The organism is Frondihabitans sp. VKM Ac-2883, assembly GCF_015350875.1.
In the GTDB taxonomy this organism is placed as follows: domain Bacteria; phylum Actinomycetota; class Actinomycetes; order Actinomycetales; family Microbacteriaceae; genus Frondihabitans.
The window spans coordinates 322365-341633 of record NZ_JADKSF010000003.1 but is presented as its reverse complement, the minus strand read 5'-3'; the positions used below and the strand labels follow the sequence as shown (position 1 = coordinate 341633).

Below are 19269 nucleotides of genomic sequence, written 5' to 3'. Positions count from 1 at the left end.
CCCCGCTTTCGCCGCTGGGCTTCGAGACTCCAGTAGGTGCGGGTCGCCGGGCACCAAACCCGCATCTACTGGAGTCTCGCTGACGGGAGACGATCAGGCGTGCTCGGGGCGCACGGTCAGTGTTTGGATGCGCGGGGTTCCCTCGGGAGTGAGGCGGATCTCGACGCGAAGGGCGCCCCGGTCGCCGACGATCCGCCAGCGGAGGTGCGATGGGGCCTGGGACGATTCACCCGCTTCGGCGTCGAGCGTGAGGCGGTCGGGCAGCGAGGCCGGCTCGAGCTCTCCGACCGCGGCGATCGCCTCGGCCCAGACGCGCCGCCGATGGGTGAAGGGGATGTCGAGCTCGACGTTGGGTGAGACGAGGGCCGGATCGAGGGGGGAGCCCCCGCGCACAGCGGCGTCTACGGCCGCCTGCGCAACGCGGGTCTCGGGCCACACCTCGGCCGCGGGCACGGCGCCTACGTCGCTGAGGAGGGCGTGCAGGGTTGCCGCCGCAGGCACCGACACCTGCGCGTAGGTGGCGTTCTCGAAGGCGATGATTCCGATGCCGGATGCGGCGTGCCAGCGCATGTGCGCCGAAAAGCCGGGATACCCGCCCGAGTGCGACACGACCGGCCCGAGCCCGGGCACCTCCTCGACGAACAATCCGAACCCGTAACCGGTGGGGCTGCCGGTGGAGGCCGACACCGACGGTACGAATCGCTGAAGCTGCTGCATCTCGCGTCGCGACGATCTCGAAAGGATGCCGTCGTGGTCTGCCGAGCTGACAGATCGTGCGGCGTCGTCGACACCGGGATGGCGAGCCGCACCGTCGAAGGCCGACGCCAACCAGCGCGCCCACCGCGAAAGATCGGTCACCGTGCTGAAGAGGCCGCCGATCGACGAGAAGCCGCCCGGCCCGGAGAACGGCAGCGGTTGCCAGTCGTCGTCGAGCCGCCGGTGGCCGATCGCGAGCCGGGAGTCGTCGTCCGGTCGAACGAAACCGGTCGAGGTGAGGCCGAGGGGTCGGAGGATCGTGTCGGTGACGACATCGCGGTAGGGGCGTTCGGCGACGACGCTGATGATGCGACCGAGAAGGGCATAGCCGAGGTTGGAGTACGCGAAGGTCGTGCCGGGAATGCTGTCGAACCGGAGGCCCGTGCCGAGGAGCGCGTCGAGTTCGTCGTCAGTGATCGACTCCTGCCGGTCGCCCCAGGGGTCGTCGGTCGGGAAGCCCGCCGACATCGTCAGCAGCATCCGGATCGTCGGCACGGGGGAGTCGGCGGTCGGCAGACGTACTGCCTCGAACGCCGGGATGTACCGCGTGATCGCGTCGTCGAGGCCCACCTGCCCGGCGTCGCGAAGGGCAAGGACGACGGTCGCGGTAAAGCTTTTCGTACACGAGGCAATTCGGTAGATCGTGTCGGCGGTGGGCGAGGATCCGGCCGCAGCCCCGGTCGACCCGGTGTGCACCAGGCCGCCCGGCGTGAAGATCCCGTAAGACGCGCTCGGAGCCCGGGTCTCGGTGGACCGCTGCTCGAACAGCCGATCGACGCCGCGGAGTGCTTCGTCGAAGGGGGTCACTTCAGCCCTGCCTTGCTTCGCATGTCGGCGTAGGCCGCCAGGGCCTGAGCTCGGCTGGCCTTGAGGTCGACCATCGGCTCGGGGTAGTCGTCGGTGCCGTATTCGGGCACCCACTGGCGGATGTACTCGCCGTGCTTGTCGAACTTGTCGGCCTGCAGCACGGGATTGAACACGCGGAAGTACGGCGCAGCATCGGCGCCGGAGCCGGCGACCCACTGCCAGTTGCCGGGGTTGCTCGCCTCGTCGGCGTCGACCAGGCAATCCCAGAACCACTGCTCGCCGACCCGCCAGTCGATCAGGAGGTTCTTGATCAAGAAGCTCGCGGTCACCATGCGCACGCGGTTGTGCATGACTCCCGACGACCACAGCTCGCGCATGCCCGCGTCGACCAGGGGGATGCCCGTTTTGCCCTGCTGCCACGCCTCGACCTCACCGGGCTCGGGTGTCGCCCACTCGAACGCATCGAACTCGGGCCGGTAATTCGAGGTCGCGAGGTCGGGGTTCGCAAAGAGCACGGTGTAGTTGAACTCACGCCAGACGACCTCGCGGAGGAACCCGGCGGCCTGCGCACGCTGGGGGGCCGAGAGGTCGCCCCGCACCCGATGCCACACCTGGAACGGACTGATCTCACCGAATCGCAGATACGGCGAAAGATGGCTGGTGGTGTCGTCGGCCGGGAAGTCACGATCGTTGTACTGCGCGAGATCGTCGCCGATGAAGCGCTCGAGAGTGGCGTGTGCCTCGTGCTCACCGGGCACCCAGCGGTCGCGGAGCCCGGACGCCCAGTCGGGCTTCGTGGGCAGAAGACCCCAGGATCCGAGGTCGTCACTCTTCGGCTCCGGCTTCAGGCCGTCGAGCTGCTTCGGCGCCGGGTAGGGGTGCCGCGGCTCCGGTTGCTCGAGGCACGCGCGATAGAAGGGAGTGAAGACCTTGAACGGTGTGCCCGAACCCGTCTGGATCGTCCATGGTTCGAACATCAGGCTGCCCTGAAAGCTGTGGGCTTCGATGTCTTGCTCGTGAAGACCGCTCTTGATCGCGGTGTCGATCTCGCGAGCGGCTTTGCCGTACCGACGGTTCCAGTAGACGGCGCCCGCTCCGATCTCTTCGACCAGGTCGGGGATGACACTGACTGCATCACCCGTGCGCAACGTCAGTGCCGCGCCACGTTTCTCCAGGTCGTCGCCGAGGGCGGTGAGGCTCTGGTGCAGCCACCATCTCGAAGCGGCGCCGAGGGGACGAAGCCCGCGCGAGTCGTCTTCGAGCACGTAGACGACGACGATCGGCTCGCCGCGCTCGACTGCCTTGTGCAGTGCGGGGTTGTCGCCGATTCGCAGGTCGTCGCGCAACCAGACCAGGGTGGGGGAGCCCATTCAGCGACCCTCCGTCGTCGTCGTGGCCGTGCCGGGATCGGAAGGCCCGTCGAGCACGTCGGCCGCATCGCCGGGGAGGCAGACCCGGTCTTCGTCGGGAGTCTCGGCGATCTTCGGGCCCTGGCGGAGCTTCGTGCAGAGCGCCTGGAGCTGCATCAGTTCGTCGTGGTCGAGGGTGCCCCCGACACGTCGCGATATAGCGTCGGCATGCCGCACGGCTGTCGAGCGGAACACGTCGGCGCCGATAGTCGTCAGGGCCACGATGATGCCGCGACCGTCACCTGGATCGCTCTGCTTCTCGACGATGCCCTTGGCTGCTAGACGGTCGACCAGTCGACTGATGCTCGGCTGAGTAAGAAGCAGGTGCTGCGTGAGGTCTTTGATTCGTGCCCTGCGGTCGGGTTGGTTCGACAGGTTGAAGAGCACGTCGTACTCGTTGAACGAGATCTCGCCGGTCGGAAAGCAGGCGGTCAGTTCGCGCATGATCGTGACCTGGGCTCGGAACAGGGCCTCCCAGGCGCCGACAGCAAGTGCTTTGTCTCCTCTGGAGGGCGCAGTGCCCTTGGCGGTCGCGGTGCCCTTTGCGGGCGTGCTGCCGTCCGCGGGCACCGTGTCTGTCGGGGACGCCGTTGTCATGTACTGCTCCTTGCTGGCGAGAGCCACCAGTCTAGGGAGGAGTCGCTGACAGCGACCGGATCTTTCCACAGGCCTTAGGCGACCCCGGTTAACGGACTGAGGGTCGGTCTCAGAGGCTTGAGACCGACCCTCTCCCTTGCACCAAGAGTGTCCTGCAATCACATTCCACTGGAGCCGCCACAGCAAACGACTTCAGTGACATCAATCTATAACGGCTTGGTAACGGGGTCTAGTTACCGAATCGTTATTTTTCTGGGAATGGGCTTATAGGAGTGTTGCCGGGAGATAAACCGGGGTACGCACGGTGGGTCGATCGGGGGACGCCCGGATCCTGCGCTCTGCCCCGTCTGCAAATTCGAAGGAGATCCCGGCGCAGACCGCCCCCGATCGGCATGACTTCGGCGGCGGCCGCGGGTTTTTCCTTCAAATTTGCAGCCGAGCCGACGCAGAAGATTCAGAACACGTCGGGCGACGGAGTCGACGCCTGACGAATCGACACGTCGGCGTGACGGTCGAAGCGGTAGCCAACTCCGCGGACGGTGCGCACGATGTCTTCGAACGCCCCGAGCTTGGAGCGCAGGCGGCGCACATGCACGTCGATGGTGCGCTCGTTCGGCACCTCGTCGTCGGCGGCCGACCACAGGCTCGAGATGAGCTCGGCGCGGTCGATGGTGCGGCCCTCCCGCAGCACGAGGTACTGCAGCAGCTCGAACTCCTTGTAGGTCAGGGGAGCGGCGTCACCGTCGAGAAGAAGGCGCTTGCGCGAGATGTCGACGACCACGCCGCCTCGTGCGCCGGGCTCCTCGTCGATCTCGGTTCCGCGGTGCTTCGCGAGTGCTGCGGGGTCGTGCAGGGCGAGACGGACGACATCGACGTCCCGCCCGCCAGCGCCCTCGGGGGCCAGGGCGACGGCCGCGTGGGTTTCGGCGCTGGGCGCGAGCTGCTGGGTGAGGGCTTTCAGCTGCGAGACGATCTCGCCGAGGCTGGTGCCGGCCTCGAGGGCCTTGAGCTCGTCGATGCCGACGTAGAGCACGAAGCCGCGGGCCTCTGTCCCGTCGGGGACGGCCCGAAGGCGAGGAGCCGAAGCCGAAGCCGGGGCCGAAGCTGGGGCCGGAGCCGCGGGTGCCGCTTCCGGAACAGCGCTGAGGTGGCGGGTGGGGGTGGTGTCGAGTGCGAGAGACATGGTGGGGGCGTCCTTGGACTGGAGAAGGATCCGTTCGTCCGCTGATGCAGCCCCGTGAAGTGCAGGGGCGTGCGGAGAAGGAACGTGATGCCTTCGTGTGTGTGCCGCGAGGCGTCCACGTCGAGCGGAATGAGGCTCAAGATCGTGGAGCGGGAGGGGATGCGCCGCCGGGTGGGCGGGTGTGCATCCGGAGTCAACCTCGCGAGCGGATGTGCTCGCATTGAGGGTGCGGGTCGTGAGGCAGCTGTATCAGGCCTACGAACCCACGGAGACTCGGCGGGTCGACTGTCTTGTGAGACTTACAGGCGATTAAGCGTGCATTCGACAACACATAACTGCGGTCGGCATCATCATGCCGAGGTGCGCCAGGTGACCTCGGGAGGTCTGCGACTTCGAGAAGGCGCCTGCCTCTCGGGTGATCGGGGCGTACGCGTATGCAGTCATAGGGCGATTGTTTCGCAGTGCGACGGCGCGTGTCAACCGCGCCGCGCTGCGAAGGGGCAAAGGATCCGGGCGAACCGCCGCTCAGGCGAGGCCGTAGAGCCGATCGCCCGCGTCGCCGAGCCCCGGCACGATGTATCCGTTCTCGTTCAGCTTCTCGTCGACGGCGCCGAGCACGATCGTCACTTCGCGGCCGTGCATGGCCTTCTCGACGGCGGCCAGGCCTTCCGGCGAGGCCAGGATGCACACGGCGGTCACATCGACGGCTCCGCGGTCGAGCAGGAAGTCGATGGCCGCGATGAGGGATCCGCCGGTGGCGAGCATCGGGTCCAGCACGAAGCACTGGCGGTTCGACAGATCGTCAGGCAGGCGCTCGGCGTAGGTGGCCGGCTGCAGGGTCTCTTCGTCACGCACCATGCCGAGGAACCCGACCTCCGCCGACGGGATCAGCTTCATCATGCCCTCGAGCATGCCGAGCCCGGCGCGCAGGATCGGCACGATGAGCGGACGCGGCTTCGAAATGGCCAGCCCCTTGGCGGGGCCGACCGGGGTGGTGATGTCGATCGTCTCGGTGCGGACGTTCCGAGTGGCCTCGTAGGCCAGCAGTGTGACGAGCTCTTCGGTGAGGGCTCGGAACGTCGGCGACTTGGTCTCCCGGTCGCGCAGCACGGTCAGTTTGTGGGTGATGAGGGGGTGGTCTGCCACGTGCACTCGCATAGGCTCGAGGCTAGCGGAGTCGACGAGCGGAGGTGTCCATGACCGCTCTTCCCCAGCAGTTCGACGCCTGGATGGCTGACGCCCTCGACGAAGCCGCCCTCTGTGCCGAGTCAGGCGACGTGCCGGTGGGCGCGATCGTCGTCGATGCCGACGGTCGTGTGATCGGGCGAGGTCACAACGAGCGAGAAAAACTGCAGGATCCGACGGCCCACGCCGAGGTCACCGCCCTTCGTGCCGCCTCGGCCGTCACCGGCGACTGGCACCTCACCGGGTGCACCCTCGTGGTGACCCTGGAGCCGTGCCCGATGTGTGCCGGGGCGATCCTGGCCGCGCGGGTGCCGCGCGTGGTCTTCGGGGCGTGGGACGACAAGGCCGGTGCCGCGGGCAGCCTCTACGACGTGCTCCGAGACCGGCGGCTGCCGTTCCGCTCCGAGGTCTACGCCGGTGTGCGCGAGCACGAGTGCGCCGCTCTCCTGCTCGACTTCTTCGCGAGCCGGCGATGACTCACGCTGAGACACCGCTTTTCGGTCGCAACACCGTCGATGAGCGGTGTTCGCCCCGAAAGGTGGTGTCGATCGCAACCCGTCGAGCTCAGTCGGCGGCGCGGATCACGATCGCGTCGGTCGGCGGAGCGACGGCGTTCGGCTCGGCCCACACGTCGGGCTCGATGTAGATGACGCGGGCCACCGGGACGGCGGCGCGGATCCTGGTCTCGATCGCATTGATCGCCGCTGCCACGTCGGAGAGCAGCATTCGCCCGCCGAGGGCTACCTTCACGCCGACGAGCAGCTCGTCCGGGCCGAGGTAGAGGGTCTTCATATGGATGATCGTCTCGACCTCGGGGCCGGTCGTGATCGCCGAACGGATCGATGCGACGTCGGTCGCCGACGCGCCCTCGCCGACGAGCAGGCTCTTCGTCTCGATGCCGAGGATGATCGCCACGAGGATGAGCAGCGCGCCGATCAGAATGGTGCCGAGGGCGTCGAAGAAGCTGTTGCCGGTGATCACCGTGAGCCCGACGCCGAAGAACGCCAGGATGAGGCCGGTCAGTGCAGCAGTGTCTTCGAGGAGAAGAACAGGCAGCTCGGGCGCTTTGGCCCGGCGGATGAACTGGAACCAGCCCTGGTTGCCCTTGTGTGGGCGGGCCTCGCCGAGCGCGGTTCGCAGAGAGAAGCTCTCGAGGATCATGGCGATGACGAGCACGCCCATCGGCAGCCACCACACCTCGAGCTCGTGCGGGTGCTGCAGCTTCTCGATGCCCTCGTAAAGAGAGAAGACACCACCTACCGAGAACAGGATGATCGACACGACGAAGGCGTAGACGTAGCGCTCGCGACCGTATCCGAAGGGGTGCTCCTCGTCGGCGGCGCGCTTCGAGCGACGTCCGCCCAGCAGGAGGAGGAGCTGGTTGGCGGAGTCGGCGATCGAGTGGATGCCCTCGGCGAGCATCGAGGCCGATCCGGAGAAGGCCCAGGCGATCAGCTTGACGACGGCGATGCCGAGGTTGGCGCCGAGCGCAGCGAAGATCGCCTTCGTGCCGTGGCCGCCACCGTGGCCGGCCCCGGATTCGGTGGTCGCGGATCCTGATTCGCTCGCCATGGCTGTCTCGTTCCTTGTGCGCCCCGGGCCGCTGTCGCCCCTGTCGGTCTCGCCAATCCTAGGATGGGTCGCATGACGACGACCCTCCCCGCCACAGCGATTCTCGGAGCCGGTTCGATGGGCGGCGCGATCCTCGCCGGGCTCGTGCGGCCCGAGGTGACCGTCGAGGGTGGGCTCCGCGTCACCAACCGCACGGAGGCGAAGGCGGCATCGCTCCGCCACGGGGGAGTGCTGTCGCTCGCGACCGAGACCGATCCGTCGGCCAACGCGTCGGCGGTGACCGGGGCGAAGCTCGTTCTCATCGGCGTGAAGCCCTACATGGTGCTCGACCTGCTGCGCGAGATGGCGCCGGTCCTCGAGCGGGGCACGATCGTCGTGAGCCTCGCCGCCGGCATCACCATTGCCGCGATGGAGGCCGTCCTCCCCGACCACGTCGTCGTGCTCCGCTCGATGCCCAACACTCCCGCGGTCGTCGGGCTGGGCGTGACCGGCCTCGCGGGCGGCAGCCGGTCGAGCGACGCCGACGTGGCGCTCGCTCGAAGCCTTTTCGCCTGTGTCGGCGAGGTCGTCACCATCCCCGAAGACAAGATCGACGCCCTGTCGACGATCTCGGGATCAGGGCCCGCATACGTCTTCTACCTCATCGAAGAGTTGACCCGCGCAGCTGTCGACCTCGGCTTCACCGACCATCAGGCATCGGTGATGGTTCAGGGCACCTTCCGTGGGGCGTCCGAGTTGCTCGCTCACGACGTCACGCCGCCCGAGGAGCTCCGCCGTCGCGTCACCAGCCCGAACGGCACGACCGAGAAGGCGGTCGAGGTGCTCCAGGCGGGCGGCCTCAAAGACCTCTTCGACCGGGCGACGGCGGCGGCACTCGCCCGCGCGAAAGAGATCGCGGCCGAGTAGGCGTACGGCTCCGCGACGCGACACCGGGTTAGTGGGCTAGTGGGCCAGTGGGTCAGCGGGGCGAAGGATCCGCGGAGCCCCGCTCACCTCAGCTCTCGAGTGCGCTGAACCGCTCGAGATCGGACTCGGTGCCGCTGACGATGATGAGGTCGTGATCGCCGACCACCGTGTCGGGGCGCGCCTCCATGAAGGCGCCGCCGGGGCCCTTGACCCCGACGATCGTCACGCCGAACTTCGGCAGTACCTTGCACGAACCCAGGGTCTGCCCGCGCACCGATTTCGGCGGGTACATCTTGACGATCGCGAACTCGTCGTCGAATTCGATGTAGTCGAGCATCCGGCCCGAGACGAGGTGCGCGACGCGCTCGCCGGCCTCCGCCTCCGGGTAGATGACGTGGGTGGCCCCGATGCGGGTCAGGATCTTGCCGTGCGAGGTCGAGATGGCCTTCGCCCAGATCTGCGGGATGCCGAGGTCGACGAGGTTCGCCGTGATCAGCACGCTGGCCTCGATCGACGATCCGACGCCCACCACCGCGATCGAGAAGTCGGTCGCGCCGATCTGACGGAGCGCGTCGATGTCGCGGGCGTCTGCCTGGACCGCGTGCGTGACCCGGTCAGCCCACTTCTGCACGAGCGAGATACTCGTGTCGACGACCAGCACGTCGCGGTCCTGGCGCTCCAGCTGGCCCGCGGTCGCGGCGCCGAAGCGTCCGAGTCCGATCACGAGGACGGGTGCGTCGTGCGAGATCCGCTCAACCAACGATGGGCCTTTCTTCGGGGCGGGTGAAGAGCTGTCGACGCTGACTGTTGGCCAGGGCGACGGCGAGCGTCACTGTACCAACGCGTCCCATCCACATCGTGACCGCGAGCACGTACTTGGCGGCGTCCGGCAGGTTGTCGGTGAGACCGACCGAGAGTCCGCAGGTCGCGAACGCCGAGATCACCTCGAAGAGAACTTCGGAGAGGCTCGCCTTGGTGATCTGCAGAATCACGACGGTCGCGACGGCGACGATGGTCGCACCCCAGAGCGCCACGCTGACGGAGAGCCGGAGGACGTCGGAGGGGATCCTGCGACCGAAGACCTCGATGCTCCGGTTGCCGCGAGCCTCGGCTACGGCGGCGAGGAACAGCACGGCGAGCGTCGTCACCTTGAGTCCGCCGGCCGTCGAGGCGGAGCCTCCGCCGATGAACATGAGCATGTCGGTGACGATCAGGCTCGAGTCGTGCAGGTCGGAGATGTCGATGGTCGAGAACCCGCCCGACCTCGTCATCGTGCTCAAGAACAGCGACTGGAAGATCGTCGTGCCGGCGTCTTTGCTTCCGAACGTCAGCGGGTTGTCGAACTCGAGCACGATGTAGACGATCGTGCCGAGCACGAGCAGGATCAGCGTGGTGACGAGCGTCAGCTTGACGTGCAGCGACCAGCGCCTCGGATGCAGCGGGTTGCGGGTGATCGCGTAGATGACAGGAAACCCGATGCTGCCGAGGAAGACGGCGACCATCAGCAGTCCGAGAAAGTAGAAGTCGTCTTGGAAAGCCGACAGGCCCGCCTCGTTCGGCACGAATCCGGTGTTCGTGAACGCCATCGCCGCGTAGTAGAAGCTGTCGAGTACCGCCGTGCCGATGGGGATCCCGTCCACCAGCATGCGCGGAATGAGCAGCAGGCCGATCACGAATTCGATCGCGAGAGCGCTGATGGCGACCGTGGTGAGCAGCCCGCCGACCTCGCCGAGCCGCACCGCCTGCCCCTCGGGCACCGGGCCGGCGTGCCCGCGGAGGGGATTCGAGTCGCTCGCCGCGAGAAGCTTCGAGCGGAGCCCGAGCCGACGCGAGACGACGAGGCCGAGGATCGAGGCCACCGTCAGCACGCCGATCGCACCGATCTGCACGCCGACGAAGATCACGACGTGTCCGAAGGGCGACCAGTGCGTCGCCATGTCGACCGTGGCCAGTCCGGTGACGCAAATGACCGATACCGCGGTGAAGAGGGAGTCGGCGATCGGCGTCACCTCACCAGACGTGGAGGTGATCGGCAGCATGAAGATCGCCGTGAACAACAGGATGAGCGTGGTGAAGATCAGGATCGCGAACCGAGCGGGCGACTTTCGGCTGACGTCGTCGACACCCTCGCGGAACGCCTCCCAGGGGGTGCGCGACGGGCGGAGCGCCTTGGCCGAACCTCGCGAGAACGCGCCTCCGGCGGGCTGCGTCGACTCCGGATTCGTCGACGGCGGTGCTGTCGCCACCTGGCCTCCCACCCCGCCGAATTCACCCGAAAACCGTCATGGTACTCCCGGCCCCGCATCGATAGCCTGAGCAGCATGGCCGACATCTTCGCTGTGATCGCCGACCCGACTCGTCGTGAGCTGCTCCGCGTTCTCCGAGGGGAGCCACTGGCGGCAGACCCTCTTCGTGAGCTTTCTCTGCGAGGCGACCCGAAGGATCCTGCGCTCCGCCCCCTCCCCGGCGCCGCGGGGCAACCCGGCCTCGCGACCGAACCCGGCCCCGCTGTCGAGCACAGCGTCGGCGAGCTCGTCGTCGCGCTCGGCCTCAGCCAGCCCACCGTGTCGAAGCATTTGCGCGTGCTCCGCCTCGCCGGCCTGGTGCACGTACGTGAAGACGGTCAGCACCGCTACTACAGCCTCGACAGCAGGCCGCTCGAACGGGTCGACGCCTGGCTCGCGCCGTTCCTGCCCGAGGTCGATTTCGCCGCGGTCGTTCCGCTGCGCTCGGGCGTTGTCGGCGTGCCGGCGCCCCTCCGTCGCGCTGCCCAGAACCTCCCGGATGTGGGCGACGTGGGAGCGACCCTGGGGCGCGCTGTCGCCGGGGCGCGGAGCCGGATCCTTGACCCTGCCAAGAAGCGTCTCGGGCACCGCGAATAGGGGTGACGCTGCGGCTGGACAGCGAGTCACATGCGCCTCTAAGGTAGCCATGGGGCACACGAGAAACACTCAGGCGGCCCCGAGTCGCCGATCGTTCCCGCCGGGGGTGAGCCTCTCCGGGGCAGTCGGCCCGAAACCTTAGGCAGGAACATGTCGGACGACCTGACGGACGTGCGTTTTCTCACGGTGGCCGAAGTGGCCGACATGATGCGCGTGTCGAAAATGACCGTTTATCGGATGATCCATTCCGGCGAGCTGCCCGCCATTCGCTTCGGCCGCTCGTTCCGGGTGCCCGAGACGGCTGTCGCTGCCGTGCTTCGCGGTGGTATTCGCGACGTCGGCTGATCGGCCGCCTGCTCGCTCCGACGGCTCGGTTCGTTTTTCGCTGGCCTGGCGAGTAGACTGACGCGAAGTATTTTTCCGCGGTTCTTGCAAATGGGGCCCGGTACTGCACGGTCTTTGAATCCCAAAGGTCCCGTTTCAAGAAATCTGTGAGGTCCCCTATGGGTTCTGTTATCAAGAAACGCCGCAAGCGCATGGCGAAGAAGAAGCACCGCAAACTGCTTCGTAAGACTCGTCACCAGCGTCGCAACAAGAAGTAGAGCGCTGAGCACGTCTTAGAGCTTCGCTATTCGGTCGTCACCTTCGGGTGGCGGCCGTTTTGCGTGCCGGGCTCGGGTGCGGGCCATCTCCGCCCCGTGGTCGCATGGGCCGCGAGCCCCTTGCCGAGTGCCGCCTAATGCCGCCGGTGCCGGGCTGCAGCGTGCAATAGGCGGCACTTGGTGATCCGGGCACGGTGCTGGGGCTCGGCACTCGGTGCTCGGGGCACGTGCCGGGCTCGGCGGTACGCTGGGGGAGTGCCCGTTCCCCACGTCACTCTCCTCACGAAGCCCGGCTGTCATCTCTGCGATGACGCCCGGCTGGCCCTCGAGGCCGTTCTTGACGAGGTCGAGTTCCGTGGGGCCCGCGACTACGACGAACTGTCGATCCTCGACGATCCGTCACTGGCCGACGAGTACGCCGAAGAAATTCCGGTCGTGCTGATCGACGGCCGCGTCCACACCATCTGGCGGGTCGACCCCGAGCGGCTCCGTACCGCTCTTCGTGCCGCCGCACCCTCGTCTTCGTCTCCGGCGAACGGAAAGGCCGATTCATGAGTGTCAAGCACATCGTCATCTGGAGCATTGCCGCAACCGACGAGACGGAGAAGGCCGAAGCGATCGCGCGCATCACCTCGGCGCTCACCGGCCTGGTCGGGCGCATCGGGTCGATCCGGTCGCTGACAGTCGGGCTGAACGGCGCCTACCCCGACAAGAACGGCGACCTCGCGGTCGTCGCCGATTTCGACGACTTCGAGGGGCTCGACGAATACCAGAACCACCCCGATCATCTCGAGGTCGCTGCGCTCGTGCGCTCCCTCGTGTCGGGTCGGGCCGCGATCGACTACGAGTACTGAGCGGTGCCGGCCGCTGCGGGTGCCGGCCGCTGACGCCGCCAGCGCCGTTCCGAGATCGCACTTGGCGTCGGGTGCAGGCGACCTCTTCTGCGATCTCGGCGCAGGTTCAGCTCGGCGCGACCCGCGAAGTGGCCTGAACTACCGGCCGCGGGCTGTTTTCGCGGAGATTCGGCCATCTCGCGGCCCTGCAGCGCCGCGCAAGCCGCGGCACGCCAACCGAGAGGACGCAAAACGCCCCCGCGCCGAAGCGGGAGGGCGTTTTGTGCACTCTCGGCGTATGAGCCGCCGGCGACCTACGGCTCGAGCCGCGTCGGCCCGCGGAACAGGAACGTCGTCTCTCGCAGGTTCGGCAGGTGCAGCATCAGCATCAGCACGCGCGCGAGGCCCATGCCGAAGCCACCGTGCGAGGGCACGCCATAGCGGAAGAATTCGAGGTAGCCCGACAGCTCTTCGGGCTCGAGGCCCTTGGAGCGTGCCTGCTCTTCGAGCACGTCGATGCGGTGCTCGCGCTGGGCTCCCGTCGAGATTTCGGTGCCGTTGAAGATGAGGTCGTAGCTGTTGGTGAGCGACGCATCGCCCTCGTGCCGCATGTGATAGAACGGCCGGATGCTCGAGGCGTAGTCGGTAAGGAAGACGAACTCGTGCCCATACGTCTCTTTCACGTAGGCCGCGATCTGACGTTCGCCCTCGGGGTCCATGTCGTCGTCGGCGCGGGGCACCTCATAGCCGCGCGAGGCCACGATCTCTTTGGCCTCCGCCAGCGGGATGCGCGGGAACGGCACGGTCGGCACGACCAGGTCGATGTCGAACAGCTCTTTGATCGCGGCGCCGTGCTTGTCGGCGACAGCCTGGAAGCCAGCGACTATGAGCTCTTCGTGCAGCTTCATGACGTCTTCGTGCGACTCGATCCAGCTGACCTCGGCGTCGATCGAGGTGAACTCGGTGGCGTGGCGGCTGGTGAACGACGGGTCGGCGCGGAACGCGGGGCCGACCTCGAAGATCTTGCCGAAACCGGCCGACTGCGCCATCTGCTTGAAGAACTGGGGGCTCTGCGAGAGGAACGCGCTGCCCTCGAAGTACTCGACGCGGAAGAGTTCGGCCTTCGACTCGCTCGCCGAGGCCATGAGCTTGGGGGTCTGCACCTCGACGAAGTCGTGCTCGACCCAGTAGGTGCGGAGCGCGTGGAGGAAGGTGGTCTGAATCTTGAAGATCAGGGCGTTCTTCGGCACGCGGAGGTCGAGAAAACGCCAGTCCATACGCTTGTCGATGCCCGAGTCGTCGGCGATCGGGGTCTCGGGGATGGCGAGCGCGGCCACATCGAGACCGTCGAGCTTGACCTCGACCCCGCCGAGCTTGACGCGCTCGTCGTGCTTCAGCTCGCCGGTGGCCGTGAGGAAGGTGCCCTGCGAGAGCGAGGAGATGGTCTCGGAGACGGCGGTGGCGATGGCCGCGCCTTCGTCGTCGAACGAGCGGGGCGACACCAGCTGAACGGCGCCGGACTCATCGCGGAGGACGACGAACTGCACCTTCTTCTGATCGCGGACCGTCTCGACCCATCCGGACACCGACACGGGCCCGTCGGAGGAGGCAGCAAGGTCTTTGATAAGGGTGCGTTCAGTCACGAGCCCTGAGTTTACGGTAGGGCTGACTCTCTCGACGCCGAGCAAGGTCCTCCCTGTGGAAAACCCTGGTGGGAGGTGTGACGAGTCGCGCAATCTACACTGGATGCCGTGCCCGCGAACCAGATCCACCTCGTCCGTCATGGCGAGGTGTTCAACCCCGACGGCGTCCTCTACGGGCGCATCGAGGGCTTCGGGCTCTCCGAGCTCGGCCATCGAATGGCCGAGATGAGCGCCGAGGCGCTGAAGGTGGAGGGCGCCCCGGTCGCGGCGATCATCGCCAGCCCCCTGCAGCGCACGCAAGAGTCGGCGGCACCATGGGCTCGGCTCTTCGACCGTGAGATCCTGACCGACGAGCGCCTGATCGAGCCGACGAACAAATTCGAGGGGCGGGCGGGCGGCTTCACGAAGGCTCTTACGCGTCCGAGCGAGTGGCCCTGGATCGCGAATCCGCTCAAGCCCAGCTGGGGTGAGGCCTATGTGAGCATCGCCGCTCGCATGCTGGCGGCCGTCGACACGGCCTGGCGCAGTGTCGACTCCGGCGACGTCGTTCTCGTCAGCCACCAGCTGCCCATCTGGATGGTCCACCGAAGCCTTGCCGGCCAGAGACTCTTCCACGACCCTCGCCATCGCCGGTGCACCCTGTCGAGCATCACGACGCTCGAGCACCGCGACGACGCGTTCGTCGAGGTGGGCTATCGCGAGCCGGCCGCCGCCCTGCAGACTTCCGCCCTCGATTCTGGAGCCGTGTGATTCCGAAACGCCCCTCGACCCTCGTCCGTCTCTCCGCTGTGGCTGCTGCTCTCGCCCTCGGCCTGACCGGCTGCTCCTCGAGCAACCTGCTCTCGCAGTACCAGAGCGGCTCGAACAAGAACTACATCTCGGGCGACGGCACGATCACCGAGATCGAACCCGCCGACCGCAAGCAGCCCGTCGAGTTCACTGCCACGACCGACGAAGACGCCTCGATCTCGCGCTCGACCTACGAGGGCAAGGTGGTCGTGCTCAACTTCTGGTACGCCTCGTGCCCGCCGTGCCGGGTCGAGGCCCCCGACCTCGAGTCGCTCAGCAAGAAGTACGCCGATCAGGGCGTGCAGTTCATCGGCGTCAACGTGCGCGACGAGAAAGACACCGCTCGCGCCTTCGCCCGATCCTTCAAGATGACCTACCCGTCCGTCGTCGACTCGGGCAACGCCACGGTGCAGCTCGCGCTGGCCGGAGCCCGGGGCAGCGCCAACGCCACGCCCACGACGATCGTGCTCGACAAGAAGGGGCGTGTCGCGTCGAGCATCCTCGGCGAGGCCGACAAGGGCGTCTTGAACACCCTGATCAGCGACACGCTCGCAGAGAAGAACTAGGTGTATCAGGGCAACCCCTTCTTCGAGGCGGTCACGAGCGGCCAGCTGCTGGTAGCGCTTCCCGTGGCCGTGCTCGCGGGCATCATCTCGTTCGTGTCGCCGTGCGTGCTCCCGCTCGTGCCCGGTTACCTCGGCTACATCGGGGGTCTGCAGAGCGGAGCGCAGGATCCCACGGGTCGCCGAAAAGACCGAGGCCGTCTCGTGCTCGGGGTCGTCCTCTTCGTGCTGGGTTTCACGCTGGTGTTCGTGGCGTTCAATACCGCGGCGGGTGTGCTCGGATTCTGGTTTCTCGAGTGGCGGAACGTGATCACCCGGATCCTCGGTGTCGTCGTGATCGTCATGGGGCTCGTCTTTATCGGCAACTTCCCCTTCTTCCAGCGGACCGCGAAGCTTCGCATCAGCCCGAAGGTCGGCCTCGCGGGCGCCCCGTTGCTCGGTGTCGTCTTCGGCCTCGGCTGGAGCCCCTGCCTCGGCCCGACGCTCACGGCCATCACGGCTCTGTCGCTTAATTCCGGGTCGGCCGGGCAAGGGTTCCTGCTGGGGCTCTTCTACTGCTTGGGGCTTGGGCTCCCGTTCCTATTCGTCGCGCTCGGCCTCGGCTGGATGACGCGCACGATCGCATTCGTCAAAAGGCACGTTCGTGCCGTCAACCTTGTGGGAGGCACCCTTCTCGTGGTCATCGGAGTTCTCATGGTCGCCGGGGTCTGGAGTGACCTCATGTCGCGCCTCGGGGTGGTGATCTCCAGCTATGGCACGGTCGTCTGATTCGAACGGGCCGGTCGATCCCGCGGAGCCTCAGGTCGACGGCAACTCCGACCGCACCGACGAGCGGGCCGACCCGCTTCGGCCGAGCGACCACATCGACTCCGTCGAGCAGGTCGAGTCCGACTCCAGCATCACGCAGCCGAAGCTCGGATTGGTCGGTTATCTCCGCTTCTTCTGGCGACAGCTCACGAGCATGCGCACGGCGCTGCTCCTCCTCATGCTGCTCGCCCTGGCGGCCGTGCCGGGTTCGCTGGTGCCGCAGACGTCGTCCGACCCCAACGGCGTCGTCCAGTACAAGACCGACCACCCGCAGCTGTACCCGATCCTCGACAAGCTCGGGCTCTTCTCGACATTCACCACCCCGTGGTTCTCGGCCGTCTACCTGCTGCTGTTCATCTCGCTCGTCGGCTGCATCATCCCGCGCGTGAAGCACCACCTCGAGGCTCTCCGCTCGGCGCCGCCCAAGACTCCGGCGCGGTTGTCGCGCTTGGCCGGATTCCAGACGCACCAGGCTCCCACTGCCACCGGCGACGCGGCACCCGTCTCGGCCGAGATCGCGGTCGCCACGGCCCGCCAGCACCTTCGCCGCGCCGGCTACCGCACCCGCGTTTACGGCGACTCGGTCAGCGCCGAGCGCGGTTACCTGCGCGAAACCGGAAACCTGGTCTTCCACACGGCCCTGCTCGGAGTGCTCGTCACGGTCGGTATCGGCGGCGGCTTCGGCTACACCGGTCAGCGTGTGGTCGTCGAGGGGCAGACGTTCTCGAACGTCCTGGGCTCGTACGACTCCTTCAACCCGGGCCGCTTCTTCTCCGACTCTCAGCTCAAGCCGTTCAACATCGCGATCGACAAGTTCACCGTCAAGTACGAAGACAAGATCATCGACGCGATCGGCACGCCCACCGACTACACGACCTACGTCACGACCTCGCAGCCCGGCCAGGCGAGCAAGAAGACGACGATCAAGGTGAACGACCCCCTCTCTATCGGCGGATCGAACGTCTACCTGCTCGGCAACGGCTATGCGGTCGACGTGACGGTGCGCGACGGCGAGGGCAACATCGCCCTGAAAGACACGATCCCGTTCCTTCCGCAGGATTCCAACCTGACCTCGCTCGGTGTCATCAAAGTGCCGGACGCCAAACCGACTCAGCTCGGAATGATCGGGTTCTTCTACCCGAGCGCCACCAAACTCTCGAGTGGGGCGCTGGCCTCGAACTACCCCGACGACATCAACCCCAAGCTCACGCTCAGCGTCTATGCGGGCGACCTCGGCCTCGACGACGGGGTTCCGCGCTCGGTCTACGAACTCGACACGGTTGGGCTCAAGCCGATTGCCGCGACGGGCAGCAACGCCATCGAGAAACCACTCACTCTCGAGCCCGGCCAGACCGTCAAACTCCCGAACGGCCTCGGTTCGGTGCAGTTCAACGACGTCAAGCGGTTCGTGTCTCTCGACATCCACCACGACCCCACGCAGATCTACGTGCTCGTCTTTGCGATCCTCATCGTCCTCGGCCTGCTGACCGGCCTGTTCGTGCCGCGTCGGCGCGTCTGGGTCAAGGCCGTTCAGGGCGACGACGGGCTCCGAATTGAATACGCGGGTCTCGCCCGCGGAGAAGACCCGACGCTCGAGAGAGCAGTCGACGATCTCGCCAAGAAACATCTGGCCGCACTCACCCCGAAGACGGCCTCGGATCGACGTAAGGTGTCATCGTGACGTCAGCAGAATTCTCGACCCTGTGCCTCTACGCGGCCTACTCGGCGATCGCGATCTACGTGATCGCGTTCATCGCGTTCGCACTCGACCTCGCCAAGCGCTCGGGCGACGCTCAGATCGCTGCGACGGCGGCACTCAAGGCGCAGTCGCGTCAGTCGGCACTGGCCGGCGCTAGCGCTAGCGCAGGATCCACCGGCAGCGCCGGGGGCACTCTCCTCCTTGAGCGCACCGATGTCACCGAGCCCGGTGAGACGGCCCGCCGCTCGTCGAAGTTCGAGCGCATCGGCATCTCGATGATGGTGCTCGGGCTCGCCGTGCACATCGCCTCCGTCGTCTTCCGCGGTCTCGCCGCGGGTCGTGTGCCGTGGGCCAACATGTTCGAGTTCGGCCTCACCGGCACGGCTCTCATCGTTGGTGTCTTCCTGCTGGTCAACCTCTTCGTCGACCTTCGCTATCTGGGCGCCTACGTGATGGGCCTTAACCTGATCCTGCTGGGCGTCGCGGTGGTCAACTTCTACGTGACGGTCAGCCCGCTCGTGCCGGCCCTGCAGTCGTACTGGCTCGTCATCCACGTATTTGTCGCGTGTCTCGGCACGGCGTTCTTCGCCATCGCCGGTGGGCTCTCTGCGGCGCAGATCATCCAGGAGCGTCGCGAGGCGTCGAAGAACGCCGGCATCAAGCTGTTCGACACCCTCCCCGGGGCCGAGCGCCTCGAAGACCTGGCCTACCGCATCGCCCTCGTCGGCTTCGTGCTCTGGACCTTCACGCTCATCGCCGGCGCCGTCTGGGCCGAGAAGGCTTGGGGCCGATACTGGGGCTGGGATACAAAAGAGGTCTGGACCTTCATCATCTGGGTCATCTACGCCGGCTACATCCACGCCCGGGCTACTCGTGGCTGGCGCGGCGCTCGGTCGTCGTGGCTGTCGCTGGTCGGCTTCGCCGCGGTGATGTTCAACTTCTCGATCGTGAACCTGTTCTTCAAGGGTCTGCACGCCTACTCCGGGCTGTAGACCGAAGCCTTCGCGACCGGCACAGACCCGCACATTCGGCACAA

At 66.8% G+C, this 19269-nt stretch carries 21 protein-coding genes; 12 read left to right on the top strand and 9 right to left on the bottom strand.

What is annotated here, in order from left to right; genetic code table 11:
• Positions 1-93 precede the first annotated feature (93 nt).
• The 5 genes from ITJ49_RS07775 to upp form a co-directional block, all read right to left on the bottom strand.
• Positions 94-1563, bottom strand: a complete 1470-nt coding sequence (locus tag ITJ49_RS07775) for a serine hydrolase domain-containing protein (RefSeq protein WP_194603600.1) — start codon at positions 1561-1563, stop codon at positions 94-96.
• Positions 1560-2933 (bottom strand): deoxyribodipyrimidine photo-lyase, encoded by a 1374-nt coding sequence (locus ITJ49_RS07770; RefSeq protein WP_194603597.1) that lies wholly within the window; start codon positions 2931-2933, stop codon positions 1560-1562. The genes ITJ49_RS07775 and ITJ49_RS07770 overlap by 4 nt, the downstream gene beginning before the upstream one ends.
• Positions 2934-3569, bottom strand: coding sequence for a MarR family winged helix-turn-helix transcriptional regulator (locus ITJ49_RS07765; protein ID WP_194603594.1), 636 nt, complete (start codon positions 3567-3569; stop codon positions 2934-2936).
• A gap of 454 nt (positions 3570-4023) precedes the next feature.
• Entirely contained in the window at positions 4024-4752 is a 729-nt protein-coding gene (locus ITJ49_RS07760; protein ID WP_194603591.1) for a winged helix-turn-helix domain-containing protein, read from the bottom strand.
• Between the two features lie 525 nt (positions 4753-5277).
• Positions 5278-5910, bottom strand: coding sequence for a uracil phosphoribosyltransferase (upp, locus tag ITJ49_RS07755; protein ID WP_055959705.1), 633 nt, complete (start codon positions 5908-5910; stop codon positions 5278-5280).
• Positions 5911-5981: 71 nt separating this feature from the next.
• Here upp and ITJ49_RS07750 point away from each other — a divergent pair, with 71 nt between their 5' ends.
• Positions 5982-6413: a nucleoside deaminase gene (locus tag ITJ49_RS07750; protein WP_194604024.1), complete on the top strand. Its 432-nt coding sequence runs from the start codon at positions 5982-5984 to the stop codon at positions 6411-6413.
• An 88-nt stretch (positions 6414-6501) separates the two neighbouring features.
• Here the strand turns inward: ITJ49_RS07750 and ITJ49_RS07745 are convergent, their stop codons facing one another.
• Complete coding sequence (locus ITJ49_RS07745) at positions 6502-7509, bottom strand: cation diffusion facilitator family transporter (protein ID WP_194603588.1); 1008 nt, start codon at positions 7507-7509, stop codon at positions 6502-6504.
• A gap of 72 nt (positions 7510-7581) precedes the next feature.
• Between ITJ49_RS07745 and proC the strand changes: the two genes are divergently transcribed.
• Positions 7582-8415, top strand: a complete 834-nt coding sequence (proC, locus tag ITJ49_RS07740; protein WP_194603585.1) for a pyrroline-5-carboxylate reductase — start codon at positions 7582-7584, stop codon at positions 8413-8415.
• A gap of 88 nt (positions 8416-8503) precedes the next feature.
• Here the strand turns inward: proC and ITJ49_RS07735 are convergent, their stop codons facing one another.
• Positions 8504-9175 carry a TrkA family potassium uptake protein gene (locus tag ITJ49_RS07735; protein ID WP_194603582.1) on the bottom strand — a complete coding sequence of 224 codons (672 nt, stop codon included), beginning with the start codon at positions 9173-9175 and terminating at the stop codon, positions 8504-8506.
• The gene (locus ITJ49_RS07730) at positions 9168-10499 is read right to left on the bottom strand and encodes a TrkH family potassium uptake protein (protein WP_370544428.1); all 1332 of its coding nucleotides are present in this window, start codon (positions 10497-10499) and stop codon (positions 9168-9170) included. Before ITJ49_RS07730 ends, ITJ49_RS07735 begins: the two co-directional genes overlap by 8 nt.
• A 237-nt stretch (positions 10500-10736) precedes the next feature.
• Here ITJ49_RS07730 and ITJ49_RS07725 point away from each other — a divergent pair, with 237 nt between their 5' ends.
• From ITJ49_RS07725 to ITJ49_RS07705, 5 genes are all read left to right on the top strand, one after another.
• The gene (locus ITJ49_RS07725) at positions 10737-11297 is read left to right on the top strand and encodes a helix-turn-helix transcriptional regulator (RefSeq protein WP_194603576.1); all 561 of its coding nucleotides are present in this window, start codon (positions 10737-10739) and stop codon (positions 11295-11297) included.
• A 150-nt stretch (positions 11298-11447) separates the two neighbouring features.
• Entirely contained in the window at positions 11448-11642 is a 195-nt protein-coding gene (locus ITJ49_RS07720) for a helix-turn-helix domain-containing protein (protein ID WP_194603573.1), read from the top strand.
• A gap of 158 nt (positions 11643-11800) precedes the next feature.
• Positions 11801-11899, top strand: a complete 99-nt coding sequence (locus ITJ49_RS07715) for a 30S ribosomal protein bS22 (protein ID WP_003792170.1) — start codon at positions 11801-11803, stop codon at positions 11897-11899.
• Between the two features lie 255 nt (positions 11900-12154).
• Entirely contained in the window at positions 12155-12454 is a 300-nt protein-coding gene (locus tag ITJ49_RS07710; protein WP_194603570.1) for a glutaredoxin family protein, read from the top strand.
• Positions 12451-12753, top strand: a complete 303-nt coding sequence (locus ITJ49_RS07705) for a Dabb family protein (RefSeq protein ID WP_055959692.1) — start codon at positions 12451-12453, stop codon at positions 12751-12753. Before ITJ49_RS07710 ends, ITJ49_RS07705 begins: the two co-directional genes overlap by 4 nt.
• Positions 12754-13046: 293 nt before the next feature.
• Here ITJ49_RS07705 and aspS read toward each other — a convergent pair whose 3' ends face one another.
• Complete coding sequence (aspS, locus tag ITJ49_RS07700) at positions 13047-14375, bottom strand: aspartate--tRNA(Asn) ligase (RefSeq protein WP_370544414.1); 1329 nt, start codon at positions 14373-14375, stop codon at positions 13047-13049.
• A 108-nt stretch (positions 14376-14483) separates the two neighbouring features.
• On the opposite strand from aspS, the gene ITJ49_RS07695 reads away from it, so the two are divergent.
• The 5 genes from ITJ49_RS07695 to ccsB are packed head-to-tail and all read left to right on the top strand — an operon-like array spanning position 14484 to position 19225.
• Positions 14484-15125: a histidine phosphatase family protein gene (locus ITJ49_RS07695; protein ID WP_194603564.1), complete on the top strand. Its 642-nt coding sequence runs from the start codon at positions 14484-14486 to the stop codon at positions 15123-15125.
• Positions 15122-15730 carry a TlpA disulfide reductase family protein gene (locus ITJ49_RS07690; protein ID WP_194603562.1) on the top strand — a complete coding sequence of 203 codons (609 nt, stop codon included), beginning with the start codon at positions 15122-15124 and terminating at the stop codon, positions 15728-15730. The genes ITJ49_RS07695 and ITJ49_RS07690 overlap by 4 nt, the downstream gene beginning before the upstream one ends.
• Positions 15731-16495 (top strand): cytochrome c biogenesis protein CcdA, encoded by a 765-nt coding sequence (locus tag ITJ49_RS07685; protein WP_194603559.1) that lies wholly within the window; start codon positions 15731-15733, stop codon positions 16493-16495.
• Positions 16479-18215: a cytochrome c biogenesis protein ResB gene (locus ITJ49_RS07680; RefSeq protein ID WP_194603555.1), complete on the top strand. Its 1737-nt coding sequence runs from the start codon at positions 16479-16481 to the stop codon at positions 18213-18215. The genes ITJ49_RS07685 and ITJ49_RS07680 overlap by 17 nt, the downstream gene beginning before the upstream one ends.
• Positions 18212-19225 carry a c-type cytochrome biogenesis protein CcsB gene (ccsB, locus tag ITJ49_RS07675; protein ID WP_370275163.1) on the top strand — a complete coding sequence of 338 codons (1014 nt, stop codon included), beginning with the start codon at positions 18212-18214 and terminating at the stop codon, positions 19223-19225. Before ITJ49_RS07680 ends, ccsB begins: the two co-directional genes overlap by 4 nt.
• The last annotated feature ends 44 nt before the right edge of the window (positions 19226-19269 follow it).

What these genes read in the sequence shown, in the direction of transcription:
- ITJ49_RS07770 (WP_194603597.1), bottom strand. Translation starts at nt 2,933, where the DNA reads ATGGGCTCCCCCACCCTGGTCTGGTTGCGCGACGACCTGCGAATCGGC.
- ITJ49_RS07765 (WP_194603594.1), bottom strand. Translation starts at nt 3,569, where the DNA reads ATGACAACGGCGTCCCCGACAGACACGGTGCCCGCGGACGGCAGCACG.
- ITJ49_RS07760 (WP_194603591.1), bottom strand. Translation starts at nt 4,752, where the DNA reads ATGTCTCTCGCACTCGACACCACCCCCACCCGCCACCTCAGCGCTGTT.
- upp (WP_055959705.1), bottom strand. Translation starts at nt 5,910, where the DNA reads ATGCGAGTGCACGTGGCAGACCACCCCCTCATCACCCACAAACTGACC.
- ITJ49_RS07750 (WP_194604024.1), top strand. Translation starts at nt 5,982, where the DNA reads ATGGCTGACGCCCTCGACGAAGCCGCCCTCTGTGCCGAGTCAGGCGAC.
- ITJ49_RS07745 (WP_194603588.1), bottom strand. Translation starts at nt 7,509, where the DNA reads ATGGCGAGCGAATCAGGATCCGCGACCACCGAATCCGGGGCCGGCCAC.
- proC (WP_194603585.1), top strand. Translation starts at nt 7,582, where the DNA reads ATGACGACGACCCTCCCCGCCACAGCGATTCTCGGAGCCGGTTCGATG.
- ITJ49_RS07725 (WP_194603576.1), top strand. Translation starts at nt 10,737, where the DNA reads ATGGCCGACATCTTCGCTGTGATCGCCGACCCGACTCGTCGTGAGCTG.
- ITJ49_RS07720 (WP_194603573.1), top strand. Translation starts at nt 11,448, where the DNA reads ATGTCGGACGACCTGACGGACGTGCGTTTTCTCACGGTGGCCGAAGTG.
- ITJ49_RS07715 (WP_003792170.1), top strand. Translation starts at nt 11,801, where the DNA reads ATGGGTTCTGTTATCAAGAAACGCCGCAAGCGCATGGCGAAGAAGAAG.
- ITJ49_RS07705 (WP_055959692.1), top strand. Translation starts at nt 12,451, where the DNA reads ATGAGTGTCAAGCACATCGTCATCTGGAGCATTGCCGCAACCGACGAG.
- ITJ49_RS07680 (WP_194603555.1), top strand. Translation starts at nt 16,479, where the DNA reads ATGGCACGGTCGTCTGATTCGAACGGGCCGGTCGATCCCGCGGAGCCT.